Below are 19,653 nucleotides of genomic sequence, written 5' to 3' on the forward strand. Positions count from 1 at the left end.
TCTACTCCAGCATCGTTTCGGGACAGGCGAAATCGGCGATGGCGGGCAGGCGGAAGGGGTTGTTCACACTGCCTGCGGTGACGCGAAAGGTCACGCGCCGCCCATCGACGCGAAACACCGCGTCGAATTCATTGTCTGAAACGGGCGTGGTGCGGGCTGCGTCAAAGAGCCGAAACGGCGCCCATTCACCGCTGGTTTGCAAGGCGTCCTGCCGGTTGCCTGGCAGCAACGTGATGCGCGCGGTCGTGGGTGTCTCGCCCGGCCAGACAAGTGTGCGCTTCTCGGCGCGGTCCAACCCATGCACCGAATTGCCGCCACCGATTTCGGCAAGCGCAACACGCGCACGGCTGTCAAGCGAGAGCAGGTCAAGGGTCACCTCGACGCGCGGCCGTGTTTCGCCACTGGGGAAAAAAGCGGTTCGGATCGCCGCGGCACGCTGGAACTGCCGCAGCGCGTCAGACCGGTCTCCCGAGGTGCCGAGACCGCCCCGCCAGCTCCACGGGTCGGTCGACACGTTGACAAAATTCGCAAGGTTTTGGTCGAAGAACGTGTCGAACAAACCGCCGGGGCCGAAAATGCGGGTGAAATCGTCCAGCGTGACCTCGCCCCCCGCCTGACGGTCGAACGGATAGCGCCCGGCGACCGCCCGGCGGCATTCCGGTGCTCCCTCGGCAGACCACAGACGCGAGACATCCTGCCGGGCGCGGCCCATCGCGGCACCGGCCAGATCCGTTGCGAAACCCACGGCCCAGGCATCAACCGGCGCGGGCAGGGCCCGGGCGGCAGTGACCAGCTCCTGCACCGCGACGTTCAACTGGCTGTCAGCGGCGAACACCTCCGCCGCGCGGGCATCGGTGGCGCTGACCCGGCCCAGGTGCTGGCCGATGTCGTCCAGCAGAACGGCAAGGGCGCCAATGTCATTTTCGGGCGCGCCCTCCTCTGCGTCCTCGCTCGTGTCGTTCAGAGCGCGGCGCAGGTTGCGGAAGGGATCGGGCGCTGCCAGCGGATCAAAAGGCAGATCAGCCGCGGCAGCGATGACCTCGCCTCCGGCAGGCGTGCCGGTCAGATCGGTCGCTGCCGCAATCTCGCGTGCCAGACGACTGATGGGATCCGACTCTGATGCGAGTAATGCGACCAGATCCGACGCCTCCGCCAAACCATCCGGGGCGACGATTCTTAGATCCGATACCAGTTCGCGCCACTGACCGGCAAATTCGGTCCAGTAAAGCTCCACCGCGTCGCTGGTAACATCGCTGACGCTGGTGACGCGCGGCGCTGTCGGGCCGCGCACCCAATCCTCGTCGGAGGCGATCTCCGCCAGGCTGCCGACAAGGGGCAACACCACCTGCCGGTAGCCCGCGCGGGTATAAAGACCCGTAATACCATCGTTGATCGGGTCGCCCGAGGCTCGTTCAAAGGCCTGCATCCCCGCCGGACCAGCTGCGCGGGCTGGGGACCAGACACCCAGTTCTCGGGCCGCCTGGCGGGTTTCCAGCAGGTCAAGTGTGCGCTGTGCGGCGCTGCGGTTGCCGATCTTCTCACGCACCTCCGAGACCAGCGCGTCATCGATGGCCATGACCGGCAGCGCGCCTTTTTGCAGCATGGCGGTCATATGATCCATCAGGGTTGCGCGGGTCTCGGCGCGTCCGGAGCCGGGATAGAGGTCGGCAAAGACAGTCTCCGCCTGTGCCAGCAGCGCGTCGGGATCGATGGGGCCAAGCCCGGCAAGCGACAGGTAATGCTTGAGCGTCTCGAAGGCGTCCGCTTCGCTTTGATCCGGCGTTTTGAGCCGGTTTTGCAGCGCAACCATGTAGCGCGGCATCAGATAGGCGCCGAGGGCGGCGTTGTAGACCTCGTTATGCCGCCTTTCGATCCGGCTTTCCTGATCCAGTCCGATGCCCACCCGCCAGATCGGCAGCTCTTGGGAGGTGGCATCAAAGGACATCAGCGTGCGCTCGATGGTGTTGAGCGCGGGCAGAACCCGCAGAAAGTCATTGTCGGCGATCTGGTCCACCGGGATGTTGGCGGCACGGTCGTTGTACTGCGCCAGAAGGTTCTCCGCATCCGCAAGCGCGCGGTTGTTGAAAGTGAAAGACGCGATCCAAGATGCGGTCAGCATCAGCGCTGCGACGCCGATCACGCCGTAGGCCACGCCTGTTGCCAGCCGCCGCCGCTGGCTGGTGCGGCGGTCGCGCGACACCAGCGCCGCCTCGCCGAGGATCACGTTGCTGAAAAGCTTGTTGACGAAGTAGCCGCGGTTCATCGACCGGGCAGGCATGACCGCGTTGCGCTGCGCATCGGCCTCCTGCGTGGCGGAGGCAAAATAGACACCGCGAATCAGCGGCTCGGCCACGTTTTCATTTCCTGACGCCAGCTCTTCGAGGATTTCGCGCAGGCTGTCATGAAGCGCCGCGACCTGTGCTGGAAACCGAAAGATAGCGCCGCGCCGCACGATATCGGTTTCCTGTTGCAGCCGCTCCAGCAGCAGGCCCGACAGACGATCCTGCAGGGCACGGTATTCGCGGGTAAAGGTCTCGGGCAGGGTGCCGGGTGCGGTCTTGCCCAGATCGAAGGTCATGCCCCAGACCTGTTCGCGCGATTGCCCGCCCAGTTCCTCGAAAAACTGCGCGAAGCCTCCCAGCTTGTCGGCCTTTGTCAGCACCACATAGACCGGGATCCGCGCGCCGAGTGTTTCGTCGATTTCCGACAGGCGTTGACGGATTGCACGCACCTCGCGCAGCCGTTCGTTGGGATCCTGGGTCAGCAGGTCGGTCAGCGACAGGGTCAGGATGATCCCGTTGATCGGCTGGGCCCGTCTGCGTTTGCGCAGCATCGACAAAAACCCCAGAAAGCCCTTGTGGTCTCGTTCGCGCTGGCTGTCCTGGGTCGTATAGCGCCCGGCGGTGTCGATCAGGATAGCCCGGTCGGTGAACCACCAGTTGCAGTTACGTGTGCCGCCGACACCCTGCACCGGTTCTGCGCCCATCGCATCGCCCAGCGGGAATTTCAGCCCCGAATTGGTCAGCAAGGTTGTCTTGCCCGCACCCGGTGGCCCCATCATCAGATACCACGGGAATTCGTAGGCATATCCGCTGCGCCGCCGCGCGACCTTGCGCATGAGCTGCATTGCCGCCTTGAGCCGCGCCTGCAGTTCGGTGATCTCTTCGCGGGTTTCAGAAGCGGCGCGCTGTTCGGGCGTTTCGGTGGCCCCGTCTTCCAGCGCACGGTCGGCGCGGCGATTACGTATCCAGGTGACCGTCATCCAGCCCAGCCAAAGCGCCAGAACGATGCCGATTGCTACCAGCCGCTGCAGCACCGTGCCGAGCGGTGCGAATTCGCCGAATACGATGCGCGGCCCGAAGATCCAGATCACCGCGCAGATCGCGACGACCCAGATCGGCGATAGAAAGCGCCTGCCCAGAACGCTGGCATAGCTGTCCAATGTCGAACGCAGGCTGGTCCACATGCCGAGCGGGTTCATTGTTGCGCCTCCGGTACATCGGGTGTTGCGATTGGATCGAGCACGTCGCCCCGCCCCTGGCTGAGCAGTGCCGGGTCGACCGCCTCACCGGCACCGCGCACGATGATCTCGGTCCGGCGGTTGATCTCGCGACCCTCTGCGGTGGCATTATCCGCCAGCGGCAGCGTATCGGCCTCGCCACGCACGTCTATCCGTTCGGTGCCGATGTAGCTTGCCAGTATGTCCCGAACCGCACTGGCGCGGGCCTTGGAGAGATGAAAGTTCGACGGAAACGGTGCCGAGCGGATCGGCAGATTGTCGGTATGGCCCAGGACCGTGACGTCGAAGTCTTCCGCCGTCAACGCCTGGCCGATGCGGTCGAAGATCGGCAGGAACTCCGGTTCGACCCGGGCACCACCGATACCAAAGGCACCGCTGTTGGCCACCCGCACCATGACGGCATTGCCTTGACGGTAAATACGCACGAGCCCTTCCTCGACCTCGGGTTGCAGGAAAGAGATGAAGGTCTCAATAGGCAGCACCGGAGGCTCGGGCGGTGGCGGTGCGATCACCGGTTCGGGCTCGGGCGGCGGCGGCACCATGACTGGCTCAACCGGCGGTTCGGGTTCGGGAGGTGGTTCGGGGATCTCCAGGGTCGGCGTGGCCCCGGGTGGCAACGTGGCCATCCGCGACAGCGTCTCGTTCGAGGCACGCCCCAGCAGGATCGAGAACGTCAGAAACAACAGCGCCAGACCCAGCAACAGCAACCCCGTGATCAGCCAGAACAGCCGATCCGATTGCAGCGGGGTGTGGGCGGCTTGCTCCCCCTGCCAATGCGGCGACAGATCGCGTTCGATGCCACCGAACTGGGTCCGCAACGTATTGTAGAGGTTGTCGCGGATCTGGGCCAGCTCCAGCCCGCCCCGTGCCGACACCCGGGTACGGCCCTCGAAGCCCAGCGAAAGGCACAGGTAGATCAAAAGCAGCAGATCGCGGTTGGTGCCCGGATTGGTCTGAAAATGTGCCAGAAGTTCGAAGACCTTGTCGCCACCGGTGACATCATGGTGAAAGGTCGATACCAGCCCCTCGACCGCCCAGCCTTCGCCCCAGGGCCGGTTCCGGATTACATCGTCGAGCGTGGCACAAACCACGTAGTGCGCTGCCCGAGCCTGCTGCGGCAGGATGCCCGCCGCGCTGAGGGCACTTTCAAAGCCCTTGACCGCGCGGATTGTCTCGCGGCGCAGATCGGACATGTCGGGGGCCGCGTCGCGGTCGCGCAGCGCATGCGCGAGGTTGAGCAGCGGCGATGCCTCGGCCACCATCGCTGGCAGTTGATTGCCGTCCAGACGAAACCCTGCGAGAATATCGGGGACTGACAGTCTGGCAATCGGCTCAGGCTCGGGCGCTGTCGGTGTCTGTTCTGCCTCCGGCGGCGGGGCAGCGCGCGGCTTGCCGGGTGTGGGCAGTATGATCCGCGCGGGGTCCTTTTCGGGCGGGTCGGAGGCGGAATTCATGCGCGCACACCCCAGAGTTCCAGCTCAAGTCCCGGGAAATCCGACGAAAAATGCATCGCAATGGTGCCGGAAGCGACGATCTCGCGCCACATCTCTCCTGTGGTATCCAGCTCGAAATAGCTGTTGCCGGCGCGAAATGGCAATTGTCGCGGTGCCACCGGCATCGGGCGCACCTCGACCCCCGGCAGAGCGACGTTGACGAGTTCGGAAATCCGCTCCACAGGGCCGACCTTGATCTGATTGGGCAAGAGGCGCCGCAGCCTTTCGGCGGTGATGTCCGCGCGCACCGCCAGCACCAGACCGGCATCCGCCTTGAGACCGGTATCGGCCAGCAACCCGACCCTTACACCGTGCCGCCGTTCCTCCAGCGCGATGAGCACGGCGCTCTGATCCAGCACGGCGGACAGGGCGCGGCGCAACTCGGTCATCACTGGCTCAAAGGTGGCGGCGGGATCGGCGTGGCGATAGTCCGGCAGCTCCGCGGGCAGTCGCGTGGAAGCAGTGAAGGTCGCCAGCTCACCCGCCAACGCGATCATCGCGCGATAGACCGCTTCGGGATGGATCTGGCCAGCCTGCGCCGCCATATGCGCAATGGCGGGCGTCGCCCGGTTGAGCGCTTGCAGCATCAGGTAGTCGCCCAGTTCGGCGGAGCCACGCAGCGAGGGATCGCCGGTACGTCTTGCGATGGCCTCCGACCGGTGCCGCAGCAGGCCGAGAAGTTCCGTCAGAAACCCCGATAGACGCGGCGAGGCGCCCAGCGTGAGAACCGGCGGGATCATCTCTTCTTTCAGCACCACCGCCAGATCCGAGCGAACCTCGATCACATGGGCGATGGCCAATGTCTCCAGCCCGGCCAGTTCCTCTGTGTCGCGGCGCAGGGTTAGGTTCATGCGCCCGACCTCGATTGCGGCAGCAAAGGATGTATCGGCGTTGGCGTCATCCGTATCCACATCCTCACGCGTCATCCGTGCCCCCGGGGCGCCTCCGGCAGGAGCGAATTCAGCCGCACCCGGGCGCTGCATCGGCAGGGTGAGGTGGATGTCCACCGACGAGGTGCCCTCGTCCAGCTTGACGGGGGCAGGCAGATTACATTGGTCGGGCGCGGAAAAAGGCGTGCCGTCGGGCAGGATCCCCCTGATGGATCTGAGCCCGAACCGACCGATGCCGAGCGCGTCCTTGTCGATCGACATTTCCAGAATACCCCAAGGGTAGGGCACGAGCGGCCGCGTGGCATCGCGCACCAGTTGATCTGTCCAGCGGTCGGCCTGCTGAAAGTGCTGCGCCCGCAGAAACATCCCTTCGGTCCAGGCGACACGATTACGGATTTTCGCCATCAGGTTTCCTTTTGAACGTCGTCAATCATGGCCGCGAGGGTCGCGCGCAGTGTTTCAGGATCGAGCGGGGCGGCATTCTGCGCCCACCGCCTTTTGTGTTCTTCCCACGCAGCGCCACCCGGACGTAAGCGATCCCGGAACCGGCCTCGGGCTGCCACACCAGCGGCGATGGCGTCCGGATCAAAGCTGTCGCGCGCCTCGGCAATGATTGCCAGGAGGCCGTCGATAAGCGCTGCCTGCCGGGTGTTCAAAGCTGCGATGCGTCTGGCCAAAGCGATGCAGGTGTCGCCCCGCAGATCCGACAGGATTGCACCGGGGTCAAAGGCCGCCTGTTCCGCTGCGGCGCCTTTGGTCGGGCTGAGATCCAGATCGCCCAACGCCCGGCCAAACGTCCGCTCAAGCTCCGCCAGAGCGGAGAGCGTCGACGCCAGCGCGGTCCCGGCATTGGCCAGTTGGATTTCGTCGGGCGCATCGACCTCGCCGTCATAGAGGCCCGCAGCTTCGCGCAGGATACGAGCATCGCTGCTTTGGCTCCGGCGCGGGGTTGGCGCAGCCTCGGCGCGGCCCAGCCGGACCGATTGCCGGTTCGAGGCGTCCTGCGCGATCCGGTTGCTGCTGTCGCTTGTCGGTGCATTCCAATCATCGGGCAGCGACCTGCCGCCGCCGCCCGAAAGAGGGTCGCGGGGCTCACTGCGCATCAGCGGGTCATCTGCCTCAGGCGTGTCACCGTAGGCGCCGATGCTGGACCAGTCGCGCGCGCTCCGGCCCCGCTGTGCCGCCGTGTCGGTCAGGCTGTCGAGCCACTCTTCACCGGTGCGCCCCGGCAACGGCCCCAAGGCCGCCTCACCACCGGGGCTGACATCGGCGAGGATCGCGCTGATGGTCGGCTGGGCCGCGTCGCGGAAAGCATCCACCTGGCCACCGTCCGCGATCGAAGAGGACTGTTGGTTCACGCCGACCGACAGAAGATGCGCACCGATCATCACCTCCGCCCCGTGATGCAGCGCCACTTCGGCACGTTCCCCGACGGGATGACCGCCGAGGGTGACTGTCCCCCTGCTCTCGATCACGAAACCTTCGCCTGCGCGCCGGATGACGATAGCGTCTCTGCCCGGCGCATCGTTATCCGCAGGGAGCACCCAACTGTGATCCGGACCGGTGCCCACGGAAAACGACCGCGTGCCGTCGGTCCGGCGCGCGGTACCTGCCGCCGGGCCGGTCATCAGTGTGAGGGTCAGCGTCTTCATGGACGGGCCTCCAGAGCGTCGGCGCTGCGGTGCCGCGGGGCTGAGCCTACTATTGCTTCGTCGCTGTCCTGTGCGGCTGGCAAATTCCGCGCCCAGGTATTCCATCCCAACCGTGGGGCAGGGCCATCGCCGCCGATCCGGGTCTCGGGGATGTCGCGGCGGTCCAGCACGATCTGGATCTCGAAATCCAGTACCGGTCCGATGTAGAACCGGATCAAGCGCCGCAGCCGAGCCAGCCGCGGCTGACCTTCTTCCAGAGACAGAAAATCGCCATAGCGGATCGGCCCGACCACAAGGCGGATCTGACCGGCCAGATCAAGGACCTTGCGCCCGGCGCCAGCGTTGACACCGAGCTGTGCGCTGCCGTCCATCCGGGTTTCTTCGCTCTGGGGCAGATCTCGCCAGCGCCCGTGAAACTGTTCGACCCGGACCGGCAGGCCCAGCTCGGCGGACACAAGCGCCGTCAGCCCGTTGGCGCTTCGGGTCTGTTGCGCCAGCAGCCCGGCGTAGCGGAGCGTTTCATCCCCCGGCAGCGGCGACAGCTCCGCCATCTCCGGCGTGCCGAGCCCCACGAGGCTGCGCAGAGCCCGGACGATCCGGGGAGAACGGTCAGACTGGAACGACCACTGAAGCTGGCGCGTGATGTCGTACTTTTCGACGGCTGCCACGAAAAGATGCGTCAGCCTGTCGGTGAAAATATCGACGAATGACGACAGACCACCCGCCCGCTGACGCCTGTCGCGGACTGCGAGGTCGTTATACGCCTGTGGCAGAGGCGAGAGGGCCCCGAAGATACCCATAACGGAGGTGTCGACGACAATCGCCTGCGGCGTTTCGGTAACCGACTGAAGGGGGGCGGTAGCCGGGGTCTGGCCGGGCGATGAGGTGATGAGCAGGGCAAGGTCGGATTGTGCCGCTGCGCGCTGCGCGATCCGGATCCCCGTCGCCGCGTCATAAGCGTGCGGCCGCGCGGTCAAACCTGCGAGCGGGGTATCTGTGCCCGGCTCTGTCATACCAGCGGTCCATTCCCGGACCGCGCGGCAAAACGCGCCAAGTCATCGGTGCGTCCGCTCAGGCGCAGTGTCAGGCGGGTAAAGCTATTGAGGGTCACGTAGGAGCCCAGGAACCGGTCGAGCACGGAGCCGAAGAGATAGGCGGCGCTTTCTTCGATGCGATCGGGATCGAAGGTGATGACCAGATCAATGCCGCTGACCATGACGGAGCGCAGCCGCGCGATACCCGGGGTTGTGGCCACCTCCACGATGGAATCGATCAGCTGTGCAGTTTCGCGGCTGTCTCCGGGATCGTAAAGCCGCAGGATCGCGCGCAGGGCGGCGGCGCCATCCGCTTCCAGCGACAAATGGTTCAGCGACATGTGCGAAATCAGCTGCCAGATCCGGTCGGCATCGTGTTCCTGCCGTGGCGGCAGCGTGATCGGGCGTAGCGCTGTGACCTTGCTGACCGTATCGGCCGGCGATACGAGGCGGAGCAGTGGCTGCCCGCCGCCGAAGGGCAAAGCCCGTGGCAACTGACCGTTGGTCGCCAGAACCTCAATGCCCGCCGTGCTGCCATCCTGGGACATTGGATGGGTCCGGTGATCCACAAAGGAGATCGAGGTCGCACCGGGCCGCGCATCGCTGTCGGAACCGTGTCGCACAAGCTGGTAATAGAGCCCGCCTGTCTTGCGATCCGTCAGGCGGTGAAAGAAGGGCTCTACCGCGCGGGTCTTGCCGCCGTCTTCGGCCACGGTGACGTTCGTGATGGAGTGGACGCGCCGCGTCTGGGGGCGGCGCACGTCGGCGAGCAGGGGCCAGGTGCTGCGCGTGCCGTCTAAAACCACCGGCTCGGCGCGGGAGGCAAACAGGTTGATTACCGGCGTCGCTCCGAGAGATACCGCCGACATATCAACCCGCCGCTCAAGATCGCCGGGTGCAATATCGAGATAGACGTAGACGTCCATACGGTCGGTTTGCGTCGGTTGCCTGCCTTCGGTAGCCAAATCGATGTCCACGAACAAGAACTTCTCGGGCAGCGCGAAGTATTCCGACAACAGCCGATACCCTGGAAACGACCGATCAGGCGCGGGCAGCGCGGCCTCTGTCGCCGCAAAACCGACCGGGCGGACCGCACCCGCGGGCAGAATATGCGGTGCGGGATCGCCGGAGTGATCCGCCACGCCGACACCGAGCGCGTGCTGCATCAGCAACCGGTAGAGCGCGGGCGCCTGCCGGCCACCGCTGAGATAGAGCCGCAGGGTTTTCAGGCCCAGCGTTGCAATCGATGCCTTGCCGATGGGTTTGAGCGTCAGCGCCAGGCAGCCCAACGGGCTGGCACCGGGAAAGGCCGGCGCTTGGATGGGTCGGTTCATCAGCCGCAGACCGGTGATCGTAACCGGCGCCAGCGCCACGTCCTGCGTGGTTCTGAAGCGGCAGGTGTCGCCGTCGACAAGGGCGCTTTCGATCTCGCTGCCACGTGGCAAAAGCCGGAGTTCCTCTGCGTTGGGATCGGGGGCGAAACTCACGACTGTCATGGCAGGCAGCGGCGCCAGAAAATGCGGATAAAGCGTTTCGAGCAACCCCTCGCTCAACTCTGGGAACCCGTCGTCCAGCTTTTGCCGCAGCCGGGCCGTGGCATAGGCAAAGCTCTGGATCAGACGCTCCACATGGGGGTCGTCGCTGGTTTCAGGTGCCAGACGCAGACGGCCTGCGATCTTGGGAAACGCATCCGCAAAGCGCGCCGCCCGTCGCCGCACGGCATCCAGTTCGTCGGCGTAGTGTTCGAGAAACCGACTAGCCACGACCCGGCCCGCTGCTGATCCGGAAGTGATGGGTGACGGGATCGAGCCGGGTGTCGAACACCAGCGGCGGCAGCCCGGGCCGCGCCCGGTAGCGCGCCGAGATCCGCAAGCGAAGCGAGCGATGATCATCGCCATCGCGGCTGGGCACAGTGACGGACAGATCCTCCAGCCGTGGCTCAAACCTGGCAATGCGGGCCTGCAATCGGGCGGCGAAGCGCTCGCGCTGCAGGTCGGTCACGAGACTGGCGTTAAAGAAATCCTCCACCCCGAAGGTGGCAAGGCTGTCGGCCAGCGGTGTGAGCGCCTCGGGCGGCGAACTGGGTCTGCAGCGCGTGTTGAGCAGGATCGACAGATCCCGCCGTAGGCTTTCGTGCAGGCCGGCCGGTGTCTCCGCCTCGATCAGAGCCGGATCGCGTTCCTGCCGGGGATCCTCGTCCAAAAGTCGATCCAGCAGGGAGGCCGCCTGACGCGCTTCGGATGTCTCCCGACCCGCCATCACGCAGCCCCCTTGTCCACTGCGGCCAGAAAGGTGAGTGTCCGGGTTTCCAGACAGCTCGCGATGTCGTCTCCGGCCAGCCAGCAACGCTGCCCCCGTGCCGTGGTCACACCTTCTGCGGGTTCGTCGAAATCAGTCGTGCGCCCGAGTTGCTCTGCCGCGCTCATGGGCGCCGGGTAAATCGCAGGCAGTCGGATGTCGGCGGCAGACCCGTCGCGCAACCTGACCCGGGCCCGAGGCAGCACCGTGTCCAGCGGACGGGTCGCGGGCCCGAAGGTCAGTTCAGCCAGATCCGCAAAATCCAGCCACAGGTAGTGGCCGCCCCCGGTGAGTGCTTCAATGGCGTGGGGCAGCCTGTCATCTAGATCACGCAGATCCGCAACAGGCGTGCCGTTCCAGGTGCCGGGCTGGGCACCACGCTGATCTTCCAGCGTGTGGAGTGCGGTGCGTGCTGCCGCCCCGTCCGTCTCGCGCAGCGCGACATTGAGCCGGAGCGCAAGAGTGGACAGCGCCGATGGGCCGTTGGGGAAGGTTGGCAGGGCACCGCTTTGCCACCATGCATCGCGCGCGTGGAGCGCGCGCAGGTGCTGGCGGAAAATACCGATGCCGAGCATTGCGTCGGGTGCTGCTGTCGCAGCGAGCCGGGCCTGGGTTTCGGCCCGGGAGAGATCTCCGAGAAGGATGGAGAGCTCTGCCAGAAACATCCGTGCCTCTGCGTCCTGCGGAGATTTCTTGACCTGAGCGGTAGCCAGTGCGCTGGCCGCCTGAGGATCGTCTTCCGCCAAGGCGGCGGCAATATCGTCTCCGAGTGTCATCGGGACGGGTTCCGTAGATTTTTCGACGTCTCGGCCACCAGATGAAAGCTGGTCGAGACATCATCGAGTTGAAAATGGGGTTGCAGCCGGATGGTGCAGCCAAAACAGCCGGGCCGACCGGGCAGGGGCTGCACCCGCACCCCGGCATCGCGCAGCGGGTATTGCGCCTTGAGTTCGTCGCCCGCGTCGTCATTGCCAAGGCAATAGCCGCGCAGCCAGCTGTCCAGCCGATGTTCCAGCACCGAAGGATCGGCGATGGTACCGACCTCGTCGCGCATCATCACCTTCAGGTAATGCGCAAAGCGCGATGTGCAGAGCATGTAGTGCAGCATTGCCGCCAGCCGCGCGTTCTGCGTGGCAATGGAGGTGTCATAGACGCGCGGCGCATGAACGGATGGCAGCGTGTTAAACACCGGGTCGGCGTCCATGTAGAGCGTGGACAGCGGTACCACGCCCAATTGGACCATCATCTCTTCCTGAGGTCCGGTCAGCCGTCGGCTCACCGGCGTCTGGGCCGACAGCCCGTGCCGATCGCTGTGGAAATCGACCGGTTGCAGACCGCCAACCCGCCCGCCGCCCTTTGCGTCTTGATAGGCACCGCGAATTGCCGCGAACCAACCGCTTTCGCGGTAGGCATCCACAACGGCAACTGCCAATCCAAACGCACCGTTGAGCCTGATCGGATCCGAACCGGACGGGGATATCGTAAATCCGCGTGGCACCGTGTAATCGGTCGGGCGCGGTAAAAGCAGGTCCGGCGCGACGAGGCCGAGGAACCGGGTATCTTCTTCCTGTCTGAGCGTCTGCCACCGGCTGTAGGCGGGATCATCGCGGGCGATCATCCGGGCATCGGGCAAATCCACCACCGCATCGTCTCTGTCAGACAGTCCCAGGATCTCCCGCCCTGCCCGAGCGATGGCAGGGCAGAATGAGGCTGCAGCAACTGAGGCAAGACGCCGGGCTGCCTCCACCGGATCGGCAGACCCCGTCTTGGCACGATGCGACAGCGTATAGTCACACAGCAAAAGACCGAATGGCAGACCGCCGGGCATGCCGAATTCATTGTCATAGACCAGCTTGTGCAGATGGCTCTGGTCGAAATCAGCGGCGCGTTCGAGATCACGTGCGACCACCGGCCAACTCGCATTCAGCAGACGCACCCGAACAGTCTCATCCGGTCCGGTCCGCGACACCAAAAGGGCGAGCCCCCGCCAGCGGGCTTCGAGTTGGACGAAGGCCGCGTGGCGCAGGATCTGTTCGGCCTGACGCGTGATTGCCGCGTCGATTATCGCGATCACGCGGTCTATCTGCGCAAAAACTGCCCGGTGTCTGTCTGCGTCATCCGGCACAGGAACATGCGCATCTGTCCCGGCGGCGGTCGGCCGAGACAGCGTATCTGCGCTGTGCTGCATGTCAGTTCTTTTCTGGAATCCGTGCGACCATTCGCAACGACGTCGTCAATTCTTCCATCTGGAGCCAGGGGCGCAGCCAGACGACGGCATTGTAGCTGCCGGGTTTGCCGGGGATCTCTTCGACGGATACGCTCGCCTCCCGCAGAGGGTAGGATGCCCGTGCCTCGGGGCCTGCATTGTCGTTGGCGTTGACGTAGTTGTTGATCCAGCGGTTCAGCCAGTCTTCGCAATCATCCGCTTCCATGAAGGAGCCGATCTTGTCGCGCCCGATCACTTTGAGGTAATGAGCAAAACGCGATGTCGCCATCATGTAGGGCAGACGTGCCGAAATCGCGGCATTAGCAGTAGCCTCGGGCCGGTCGAACTTCTTGGGCTTGTGGGTCGTCTGTGCGCCGAAAAACACCGCGTAATCGGTGTTCTTGTAGTGACACAGCGGCAAAAAGCCCATGTTGCCCAGCTCTGAGTCGCGCCGGTCGGTAATGCCGATCTCAGTGGGGCATTTGATGTCGGTGTCACCTTCGTCCGTTGAGAAGAGATGCGTTGGCAAGCCTTCGACCTTGCCGCCGTTCTCTGTGCCGCGGATGGCTGTGCACCACCCGGTTTGAGTGAACGCTTCGGTCATGCGGCTGGCCATCACATAGGCCGCGTTCATCCAGCAGTAGTTATTGTGCGGGATCTTGTCGCCCTCGTAGCCGATGGCCTCATTGTAATCGAAATCATCAATCCGCTTGCTGTCTTCGCCGTAGGGCATCCGGGCCAGAACCCGGGGCAGGGTGAGCGTCACGAAACGGCTGTCGTCGCTCTCTCGGAAACTGCGCCACTTGGCGTATTCCGTGCTGTCAAAGACCTTGGACAAATCGCGGGGCTTGGACAGTTCGGTGTAGTCATCAAAGCCAAACAGCTTGGGCGAAGCGGCAGAGATGAAGGGTGCGAATGCCGCAGCCGAGACTTGGCTGAGCCCGGACAGCGTCTCAATGTCGTCAAAACTGTTGTCGAACTCATAGTCACCAATCAGCGCTCCGATCGGCTCACCTCCCGGCGTGCCGAATTCATCCTCGTAGATCGACTTGAACAGCCGCGACTGGTCGAATTCAACGGCCTTGGCCAGATCGCGGCCCAGGTCTCGTTTGGATGCGTTGAGCACGCGGATCTTGAGGTTTGAGCCTGTATTGCTTTCGCGGACAAGGTGCCACAACCCGCGCCAGGATCCTTCGAGCCGCGAAAATTCGGGCGTCTGCATAACCACTGCGAGTTGCCGCGAGATCTTGGCGTCGACCGCCTCGATCGCCTTTGTCAGGGTCACGGTCAGGTTGCGATCGTAGGTCACGGTTCCGGCAAGTGCTGCATCGGTCAGCGTCCGCATCAACTCTGCGGCGCGGTCAGGTTCGGTCTGGCGGGTTGCCCCGATGACCTGCGTCAGCAAGCTGCCATCCGCTATCTCGGGGGCCGCTGTCTCCGTCCTGGTCTGCTGTTCTGTCATGTCTGGCATCAGTTTGTCCCCCCGCCGCTGGGCGCCTGGTCGGATTTCAACTCTTCGACCATGCGGCGCACGGCATCATTGTCCTGCAGGATTTCTTCGAGCAGCGTTTCCAGCTTTTCGGACCGATCCGCCTTGGTCAGCAAATCGCGCAGCTGATTGCGACTTTCCAGAAGTGACTTCAGTGCCGGGATCTGGTCAACCACTGCCGCTGGGTCGAAATCATCCATCGATTTGAAGGACAGGTTCACCGGCATCTCGCCACCGTCGTCGCTGAGCGTGTTCTCTACTTTGAGGTTCAGACCGGGCGTCATGCGCTCCATCACCTGGTCGAAGTTGTCCTTGTCGATCTGAACGAATTTGCGGTCCCCAAAGGATGGCAGCTCTTTGGTCGGATCGCCGGAAAAGTCGCCGAGGACACCAACCACGAATGGCAGTTCCTTCTCGACCATCGCGCCTTCGGTTTCGACTTCATATTTGATGTGGACGCGCGGTTTGCGCATCTTGTCGAGCTTGTCGTGGATACTGGCCAATGTGAATCTCCCATAGTCCTAAAACGGAGTTGCTTTTTCTTGAATTGCGCCGCGACGACCACGCATCGCATGGCGTGGAGTCTGTAAGGCTAAGGGATATGTTGTCTAGACGGCGACCCTGTCGCACCGGCGGAGACCCACTCACAAGGGGTGCTTAGTCGGCGGAATCAAGCCCATCTTCGGCACGCTTGATGCCAGCTGTCGTCAAAACAGATTCTCTTGCGCTCTCGTCGGGGATCAACTCGGCAAGCAGTGCCATGAAATCCATGCGTCCGCGCCGCACCAGTGTCTCGAGCGTGTGCGACATAGGCGAATGTGGTTCGGTCCGGCGGAAAAAAGCTGCGACCTCTGACAATGCTTGCAGCGCATCCTCCCGTGTTTCGATTCGTTCCAGTCCCGCACGCACCGCTGGCGCCGCGACCTGGCCAGCAGGGGACGATGCAGCGGATGCCTCCTCGACCTGCTGGCCGAGGTTGGACAGCCGTTGGACCGTGCGCGCCGTATCGTCCAGCAAATCGATCAGCCGCGCAAAGGGCGGCGCGTCCCGACCCCGCAGATCGGTCAGCGCACCATCGAGCGCGACAAAGGCGTCACGCGCGGCGATCACCTGCGCGAGGTGTTCGCGCATCGCGGTCTCGCCCACGGCGGTCATTTCCGCCCGGATCGCGCCTGCGTCGGTTTCGGTCTCCACTTGCCACAGGGTGCAGGATCCATAGGGCTGACCCGGCACGAGCGGCAGCAGCCTGAAGGGCTGTACCAACGTGCCGTCGCGTCCAACGCCGTTCAGCCCGCCAAGTGCCTCGAATGTATCATCATCCGGCTCTTCTGGCTGCGGGTGAAGTGCTGCGCCATGAGCCTCGATCATGGCGGTAATCGACGCGGTGACCTCAGACACGCCTTTGTAATATTCGGTGCGCGTAACGGCCTCCACCAGCCAGACTGCGACCTCCACATCGAGCGCGTGTTCGCAAAGAATCGTCATCGCGTCGCGGCGCACATCCGTCCAGGCGAGCGGTACAGACATTATAATGTCACCCTCTTCGTTCGGTGTCTCCTGTGCGCGCTCTTCCGCGCGTGCCCGAGAGCGGGAGTCGCGAAGTTTGCGGTAAATCGCCTGAATTCTGGAATCGGTGCGCGGGTTCTCGCCAAGGTCTTTCGTGAAGTTATAAGTCGTTGTTGTATAATAACTATTAGACCGATCACCCGTCATGAAAAGACTTCCTTTTTGTCGTTTACGCGTCTTCGAGAGGCTCAATTCACTTGTATCAGCTTTCGCGGAGGAAACCGGGAAATACAAGCTGTTGCGCGTTCGGCAATAGTTTGAAATCCGTAAAGAAGGATTTCGAACTTGTAGCGGAGCGCCGCGGGGTGAGCGGCGAAAATCATGATTGTTTCATTGGTTATTTGACGAGGCTGAACGTGGTCACCATTGATCTTCACATATTGTTTCAGCGGCTCAGCGATACCGCGTCCGCCGCGCTGGAAGGGGCCGCAGCACTTGCGGTTCGGCACGCCCATAATTCGGTCGAGTTGGAGCATTTCGTCGCGAGTCTCACGCAGGAAAGCGCCTTTGCCGAGTTGCTGGAAAAAAGCGGCATCAACCCCGGTCAGGTCAACGCCGAAGCGATGGAGGCGGTGCAACATTTTGCGCGCGGATCGTCTGGCGCGCCGTCGCTGTCGCAGCCATTGATCTCGCTGTCACGCGAGGCCTGGCTCAGCGCGTCGCTGCGGTTCAACCAAGAGCGCGTCAGCCCTGCGGTCTTGTTGCTCACACTGATTGCCGAGACGGAGCTTCGCGCGATCCTGCGCCGGGCCGTGCCGTCGTTACTGGCGCTCGATACCGGAGTTCTGGAGGCTGCGATCAAGGCTGAGCCAACCGGGGCCACCGCTTCCGCCCGGCCACGTCAGCCGCACCAGGGAGATGCGGACTTTCTGGCTGACTATGCCGTCGATCTGACGGAACAGGCGCGCGCTGGTCAGATCGACACCATTGTCGGCCGTGACGCGGAGCTGCGGCAGATGATCGATATCCTGGTGCGGCGGCGGCAGAACAACCCCATTCTCGTAGGCGAGGCGGGTGTGGGCAAGACGGCCATCGTCGAAGCTTTCGCGCTTGCCATCGCGCGCAAGGAAGTGCCCGCGCGGCTCGCTGATGTGGCGCTGCATGTGCTGGATCTCAGCCTTTTGCAGGCTGGTGCAGGCGTGAAGGGGGAATTCGAACGGCGTCTCAAGGGGGTGGTGGATCAGGTGGTGGGATCGGCCTCTCCGGTGATCCTCTTCATTGACGAGGCGCACACGATGATCGGCGCTGGCGGTGCGGCGGGGCAGGGCGATGCTGCCAATATCCTCAAACCCGCACTGGCCCGTGGGGAGCTGCGGACCATCGCGGCCACGACCTGGTCTGAGTACAAGAAATACTTTGAAAAGGATCCCGCTCTCAGCCGCCGGTTCCAGACGGTCAAGGTAGATGAGCCCGATATAGAGCGGGCGGTGAGGATGATCCGCGCGGTGGCGCCAGAGTTTCAGGGCCACCATGGCGTGGCGATCCGCGACAGCGCCGTGCGTGCGGCGGTGGAGCTGTCGGCGCGCTATCTGCCAGAGCGTCAATTGCCCGACAAGGCGGTGAGCCTGATCGACACCGCCGGGGCCGCCGTATCCATGAGCCGTGAAACCGATCCGGAAGCGCTGGAACAGCGGCGGCGCGAGGCCGCCTATCTGCGCAGTGAAATGGATGCCTTGGCCGAGGAACCGGAGACACCCGGTCTGGCTGACCGGATGGCGGGATTGAAGCGCGACCTTGACGCGGCGGAGGCCGAAGCCGTCACGATTGCCGAGGCGCTTGATCAGCAGCGGGCGCTGGCAGACGAAGCCGATGCCATGGCTGCCGAAGACCGGCCGGACCGGATGGTACGGCTCGCCGAGATCGAGGCGCGACTGTCCGAGGCGGGTGGCGAGACGCCGCTGGTTCACCGGGTTGTCGACGCGGAGGCTATTGCAGGCGTCATCGCGCGCTGGACGGGTATCCCCGCCGGGCGCATGTTGCGCAGCCAGATTGACGCCGTTACCCGCCTGCCGGACCGGATGAAGGCCCGCGTGCTGGGGCAGGACCGGGCCATCGACGCGCTGTGTGAGCAGGTTTCGGTGTCACGCGCGGGGCTGCGCGATCCACGCAAGCCGCAGGGCGTATTCCTGATGCTGGGCACCTCCGGCATCGGCAAGACGGAAACCGCTCTTACGCTGGCCGATGAATTGCACGGCGGCAGTTCTGCGCTGACCGTGATCAATATGTCAGAGTTCAAGGAAGAGCATAAAGTCTCTTTGCTGATGGGCTCGCCGCCCGGATACGTCGGCTATGGCGAAGGCGGCGTGCTGACCGAAGCCGTGCGCCGTCGTCCGCATGGGATCCTGCTGCTGGATGAGATCGACAAGGCCCATGAGGGTGTTCAGGAGATCTTTTACCAGGTGTTCGACAAAGGTGTGCTGCGCGACGGCGAGGGCAGGGATGTGGATTTCCACAATGTCACGATCCTGATGACGGCCAATTCCGGCACGGAAATGCTGGCGACACTCGCCGAAGACCCCGAAGCCATGCCCGAAGGAGACGCGCTGGTGGAGATGTTGCGACCCGAGTTGTCACAGCAGTTTAAACCGGCATTTCTAGGACGGCTGGACGTTCTGCCCTTCCTGCCCCTCACGCCCGAAATCCTTGGCGGCATCGTCGATCTTCAGATCAGCCGCATCGTGGATCGGACAAGAACGACCCACGGTACTGATCTGACCATCTCTGCCGCCGCAAGGGATGCCATGATTGAGCGCGCGGTGGCCGGTGACACCGGGGCGCGCGCCATCGAATCCATGCTCGCCCGGCAGGTTTTGCCACGGTTGGCCGATTACTTCCTGAACTCGTTGGCGCGCGGACTGGCTCCGCCCGCGGCCGAGGTCGATCTGGGCAAGGAGGGCGCTTTTGTCGTGTCCGACGGTACCGAAGATCGACGCAAGGTGAGCTGAGACCCGGCGAACCCGCTCACCCACCCCGAGAACCTTCACCAGAAAACCAACCAACGGAGAAGAACCTATGCCAATCTACGTACAACTCGACGGGATCCCCGGCGACGCAACCCACGAGACGCACAAGAAGTGGATGGACATCGAATCCATGCACTGGAACGTGTCGCGCAACATGACAACCTCTGCAGGCTCCACTGCCAACCGTGAAGCGTCTGAGCCCACGGTGAGCGAAGTGACCCTGACAAAAGTGTCCGACAGCTCTTCCACCAAGCTCTTTGCCGAGGCCTGCACCGGGCGTACCGGCAAGACCACGGTCATCCATCTAGTCACCACCGGCAATCCCGGTGACACTTACATCGAGTACAAGCTGACCAACACGCTGGTCGCCAACTACTCGGTGGACACTTCGGGTGATCGTCCCGTGGAGACCATCCGGCTGAACTTTACCAAGATGGAAGTGAAGTACATCCCACACGATGAAAACCACAAGCCGATGTCGCCGATGATCGCAAGCTACGATCTGACAACGACAAAAGCGTCCTAGGCGCCATGCAGGCAGC

The 19,653-nt window shown here is 63.7% G+C and carries 14 protein-coding genes; 2 read left to right on the forward strand and 12 right to left on the reverse strand.

Translation table 11 applies throughout. The features are described from left to right. Window position 1: 1 nt before the first annotated feature. The 12 genes from tssM to Q1A53_RS19215 form a co-directional block, all read right to left on the reverse strand. Entirely contained in the window at window positions 2-3,481 is a 3,480-nt protein-coding gene (tssM, locus tag Q1A53_RS19160; RefSeq protein ID WP_299969538.1) for a type VI secretion system membrane subunit TssM, read from the reverse strand. Beyond that, window positions 3,478-4,974 (reverse strand): type VI secretion system protein TssL, long form, encoded by a 1,497-nt coding sequence (gene tssL / locus Q1A53_RS19165; RefSeq protein WP_299969541.1) that lies wholly within the window; start codon window positions 4,972-4,974, stop codon window positions 3,478-3,480. Before tssL ends, tssM begins: the two co-directional genes overlap by 4 nt. Further along, entirely contained in the window at window positions 4,971-6,308 is a 1,338-nt protein-coding gene (tssK, locus tag Q1A53_RS19170; protein WP_299969544.1) for a type VI secretion system baseplate subunit TssK, read from the reverse strand. Before tssK ends, tssL begins: the two co-directional genes overlap by 4 nt. Beyond that, window positions 6,308-7,555 (reverse strand): hypothetical protein, encoded by a 1,248-nt coding sequence (locus tag Q1A53_RS19175; RefSeq protein ID WP_299969546.1) that lies wholly within the window; start codon window positions 7,553-7,555, stop codon window positions 6,308-6,310. Before Q1A53_RS19175 ends, tssK begins: the two co-directional genes overlap by 1 nt. Beyond that, the gene (gene tssG / locus Q1A53_RS19180) at window positions 7,552-8,568 is read right to left on the reverse strand and encodes a type VI secretion system baseplate subunit TssG (RefSeq protein ID WP_299969549.1); all 1,017 of its coding nucleotides are present in this window, start codon (window positions 8,566-8,568) and stop codon (window positions 7,552-7,554) included. Before tssG ends, Q1A53_RS19175 begins: the two co-directional genes overlap by 4 nt. Continuing rightward, window positions 8,565-10,352 (reverse strand): type VI secretion system baseplate subunit TssF, encoded by a 1,788-nt coding sequence (gene tssF / locus Q1A53_RS19185; protein WP_299969552.1) that lies wholly within the window; start codon window positions 10,350-10,352, stop codon window positions 8,565-8,567. The genes tssG and tssF overlap by 4 nt, the downstream gene beginning before the upstream one ends. Beyond that, entirely contained in the window at window positions 10,345-10,848 is a 504-nt protein-coding gene (tssE, locus tag Q1A53_RS19190; RefSeq protein WP_299969555.1) for a type VI secretion system baseplate subunit TssE, read from the reverse strand. Before tssE ends, tssF begins: the two co-directional genes overlap by 8 nt. After that, window positions 10,848-11,663 (reverse strand): type VI secretion system accessory protein TagJ, encoded by an 816-nt coding sequence (locus tag Q1A53_RS19195; protein ID WP_299969558.1) that lies wholly within the window; start codon window positions 11,661-11,663, stop codon window positions 10,848-10,850. The genes tssE and Q1A53_RS19195 overlap by 1 nt, the downstream gene beginning before the upstream one ends. After that, window positions 11,660-13,075 carry a type VI secretion system contractile sheath large subunit gene (gene tssC / locus Q1A53_RS19200; protein ID WP_299969560.1) on the reverse strand — a complete coding sequence of 472 codons (1,416 nt, stop codon included), beginning with the start codon at window positions 13,073-13,075 and terminating at the stop codon, window positions 11,660-11,662. Before tssC (Q1A53_RS19200) ends, Q1A53_RS19195 begins: the two co-directional genes overlap by 4 nt. A gap of 1 nt (window position 13,076) precedes the next feature. Next, on the reverse strand, window positions 13,077-14,564 hold the full coding sequence (tssC, locus tag Q1A53_RS19205) for a type VI secretion system contractile sheath large subunit (protein WP_299969562.1): 1,488 nt from the start codon (window positions 14,562-14,564) through the stop codon (window positions 13,077-13,079). Further along, a complete protein-coding gene (gene tssB / locus Q1A53_RS19210; protein ID WP_299969564.1) occupies window positions 14,564-15,085 on the reverse strand; it encodes a type VI secretion system contractile sheath small subunit in 522 nt (173 codons plus the stop codon). Before tssB ends, tssC (Q1A53_RS19205) begins: the two co-directional genes overlap by 1 nt. 154 nt (window positions 15,086-15,239) lie before the next feature. Further along, a complete protein-coding gene (locus Q1A53_RS19215) occupies window positions 15,240-16,295 on the reverse strand; it encodes a type VI secretion system ImpA family N-terminal domain-containing protein (RefSeq protein WP_299969568.1) in 1,056 nt (351 codons plus the stop codon). A 194-nt stretch (window positions 16,296-16,489) separates the two neighbouring features. Between Q1A53_RS19215 and tssH the strand changes: the two genes are divergently transcribed. Together tssH and Q1A53_RS19225 are read left to right on the forward strand one after the other, a co-directional pair. Beyond that, the gene (gene tssH / locus Q1A53_RS19220) at window positions 16,490-19,093 is read left to right on the forward strand and encodes a type VI secretion system ATPase TssH (protein WP_299969571.1); all 2,604 of its coding nucleotides are present in this window, start codon (window positions 16,490-16,492) and stop codon (window positions 19,091-19,093) included. Window positions 19,094-19,160: 67 nt separating this feature from the next. Beyond that, window positions 19,161-19,637 (forward strand): type VI secretion system tube protein Hcp, encoded by a 477-nt coding sequence (locus tag Q1A53_RS19225; protein WP_299969574.1) that lies wholly within the window; start codon window positions 19,161-19,163, stop codon window positions 19,635-19,637. Window positions 19,638-19,653: the final 16 nt, after the last annotated feature.

It is taken from the genome of uncultured Roseobacter sp., assembly GCF_947496515.1.
Lineage (GTDB): Bacteria > Pseudomonadota > Alphaproteobacteria > Rhodobacterales > Rhodobacteraceae > Roseobacter.

Coding starts and splice junctions, on each gene's coding strand:
- Q1A53_RS19175 (WP_299969546.1), bottom strand. CDS start 7,555: ATGAAGACGCTGACCCTCACACTGATGACCGGCCCGGCGGCAGGTACC.
- Q1A53_RS19195 (WP_299969558.1), bottom strand. CDS start 11,663: ATGACACTCGGAGACGATATTGCCGCCGCCTTGGCGGAAGACGATCCT.
- tssM (WP_299969538.1), bottom strand. CDS start 3,481: ATGAACCCGCTCGGCATGTGGACCAGCCTGCGTTCGACATTGGACAGC.
- tssC (WP_299969560.1), bottom strand. CDS start 13,075: ATGCAGCACAGCGCAGATACGCTGTCTCGGCCGACCGCCGCCGGGACA.
- tssC (WP_299969562.1), bottom strand. CDS start 14,564: ATGCCAGACATGACAGAACAGCAGACCAGGACGGAGACAGCGGCCCCC.
- tssE (WP_299969555.1), bottom strand. CDS start 10,848: ATGGCGGGTCGGGAGACATCCGAAGCGCGTCAGGCGGCCTCCCTGCTG.
- Q1A53_RS19215 (WP_299969568.1), bottom strand. CDS start 16,295: ATGACGGGTGATCGGTCTAATAGTTATTATACAACAACGACTTATAAC.
- tssG (WP_299969549.1), bottom strand. CDS start 8,568: ATGACAGAGCCGGGCACAGATACCCCGCTCGCAGGTTTGACCGCGCGG.
- tssL (WP_299969541.1), bottom strand. CDS start 4,974: ATGAATTCCGCCTCCGACCCGCCCGAAAAGGACCCCGCGCGGATCATA.
- tssK (WP_299969544.1), bottom strand. CDS start 6,308: ATGGCGAAAATCCGTAATCGTGTCGCCTGGACCGAAGGGATGTTTCTG.
- Q1A53_RS19225 (WP_299969574.1), top strand. CDS start 19,161: ATGCCAATCTACGTACAACTCGACGGGATCCCCGGCGACGCAACCCAC.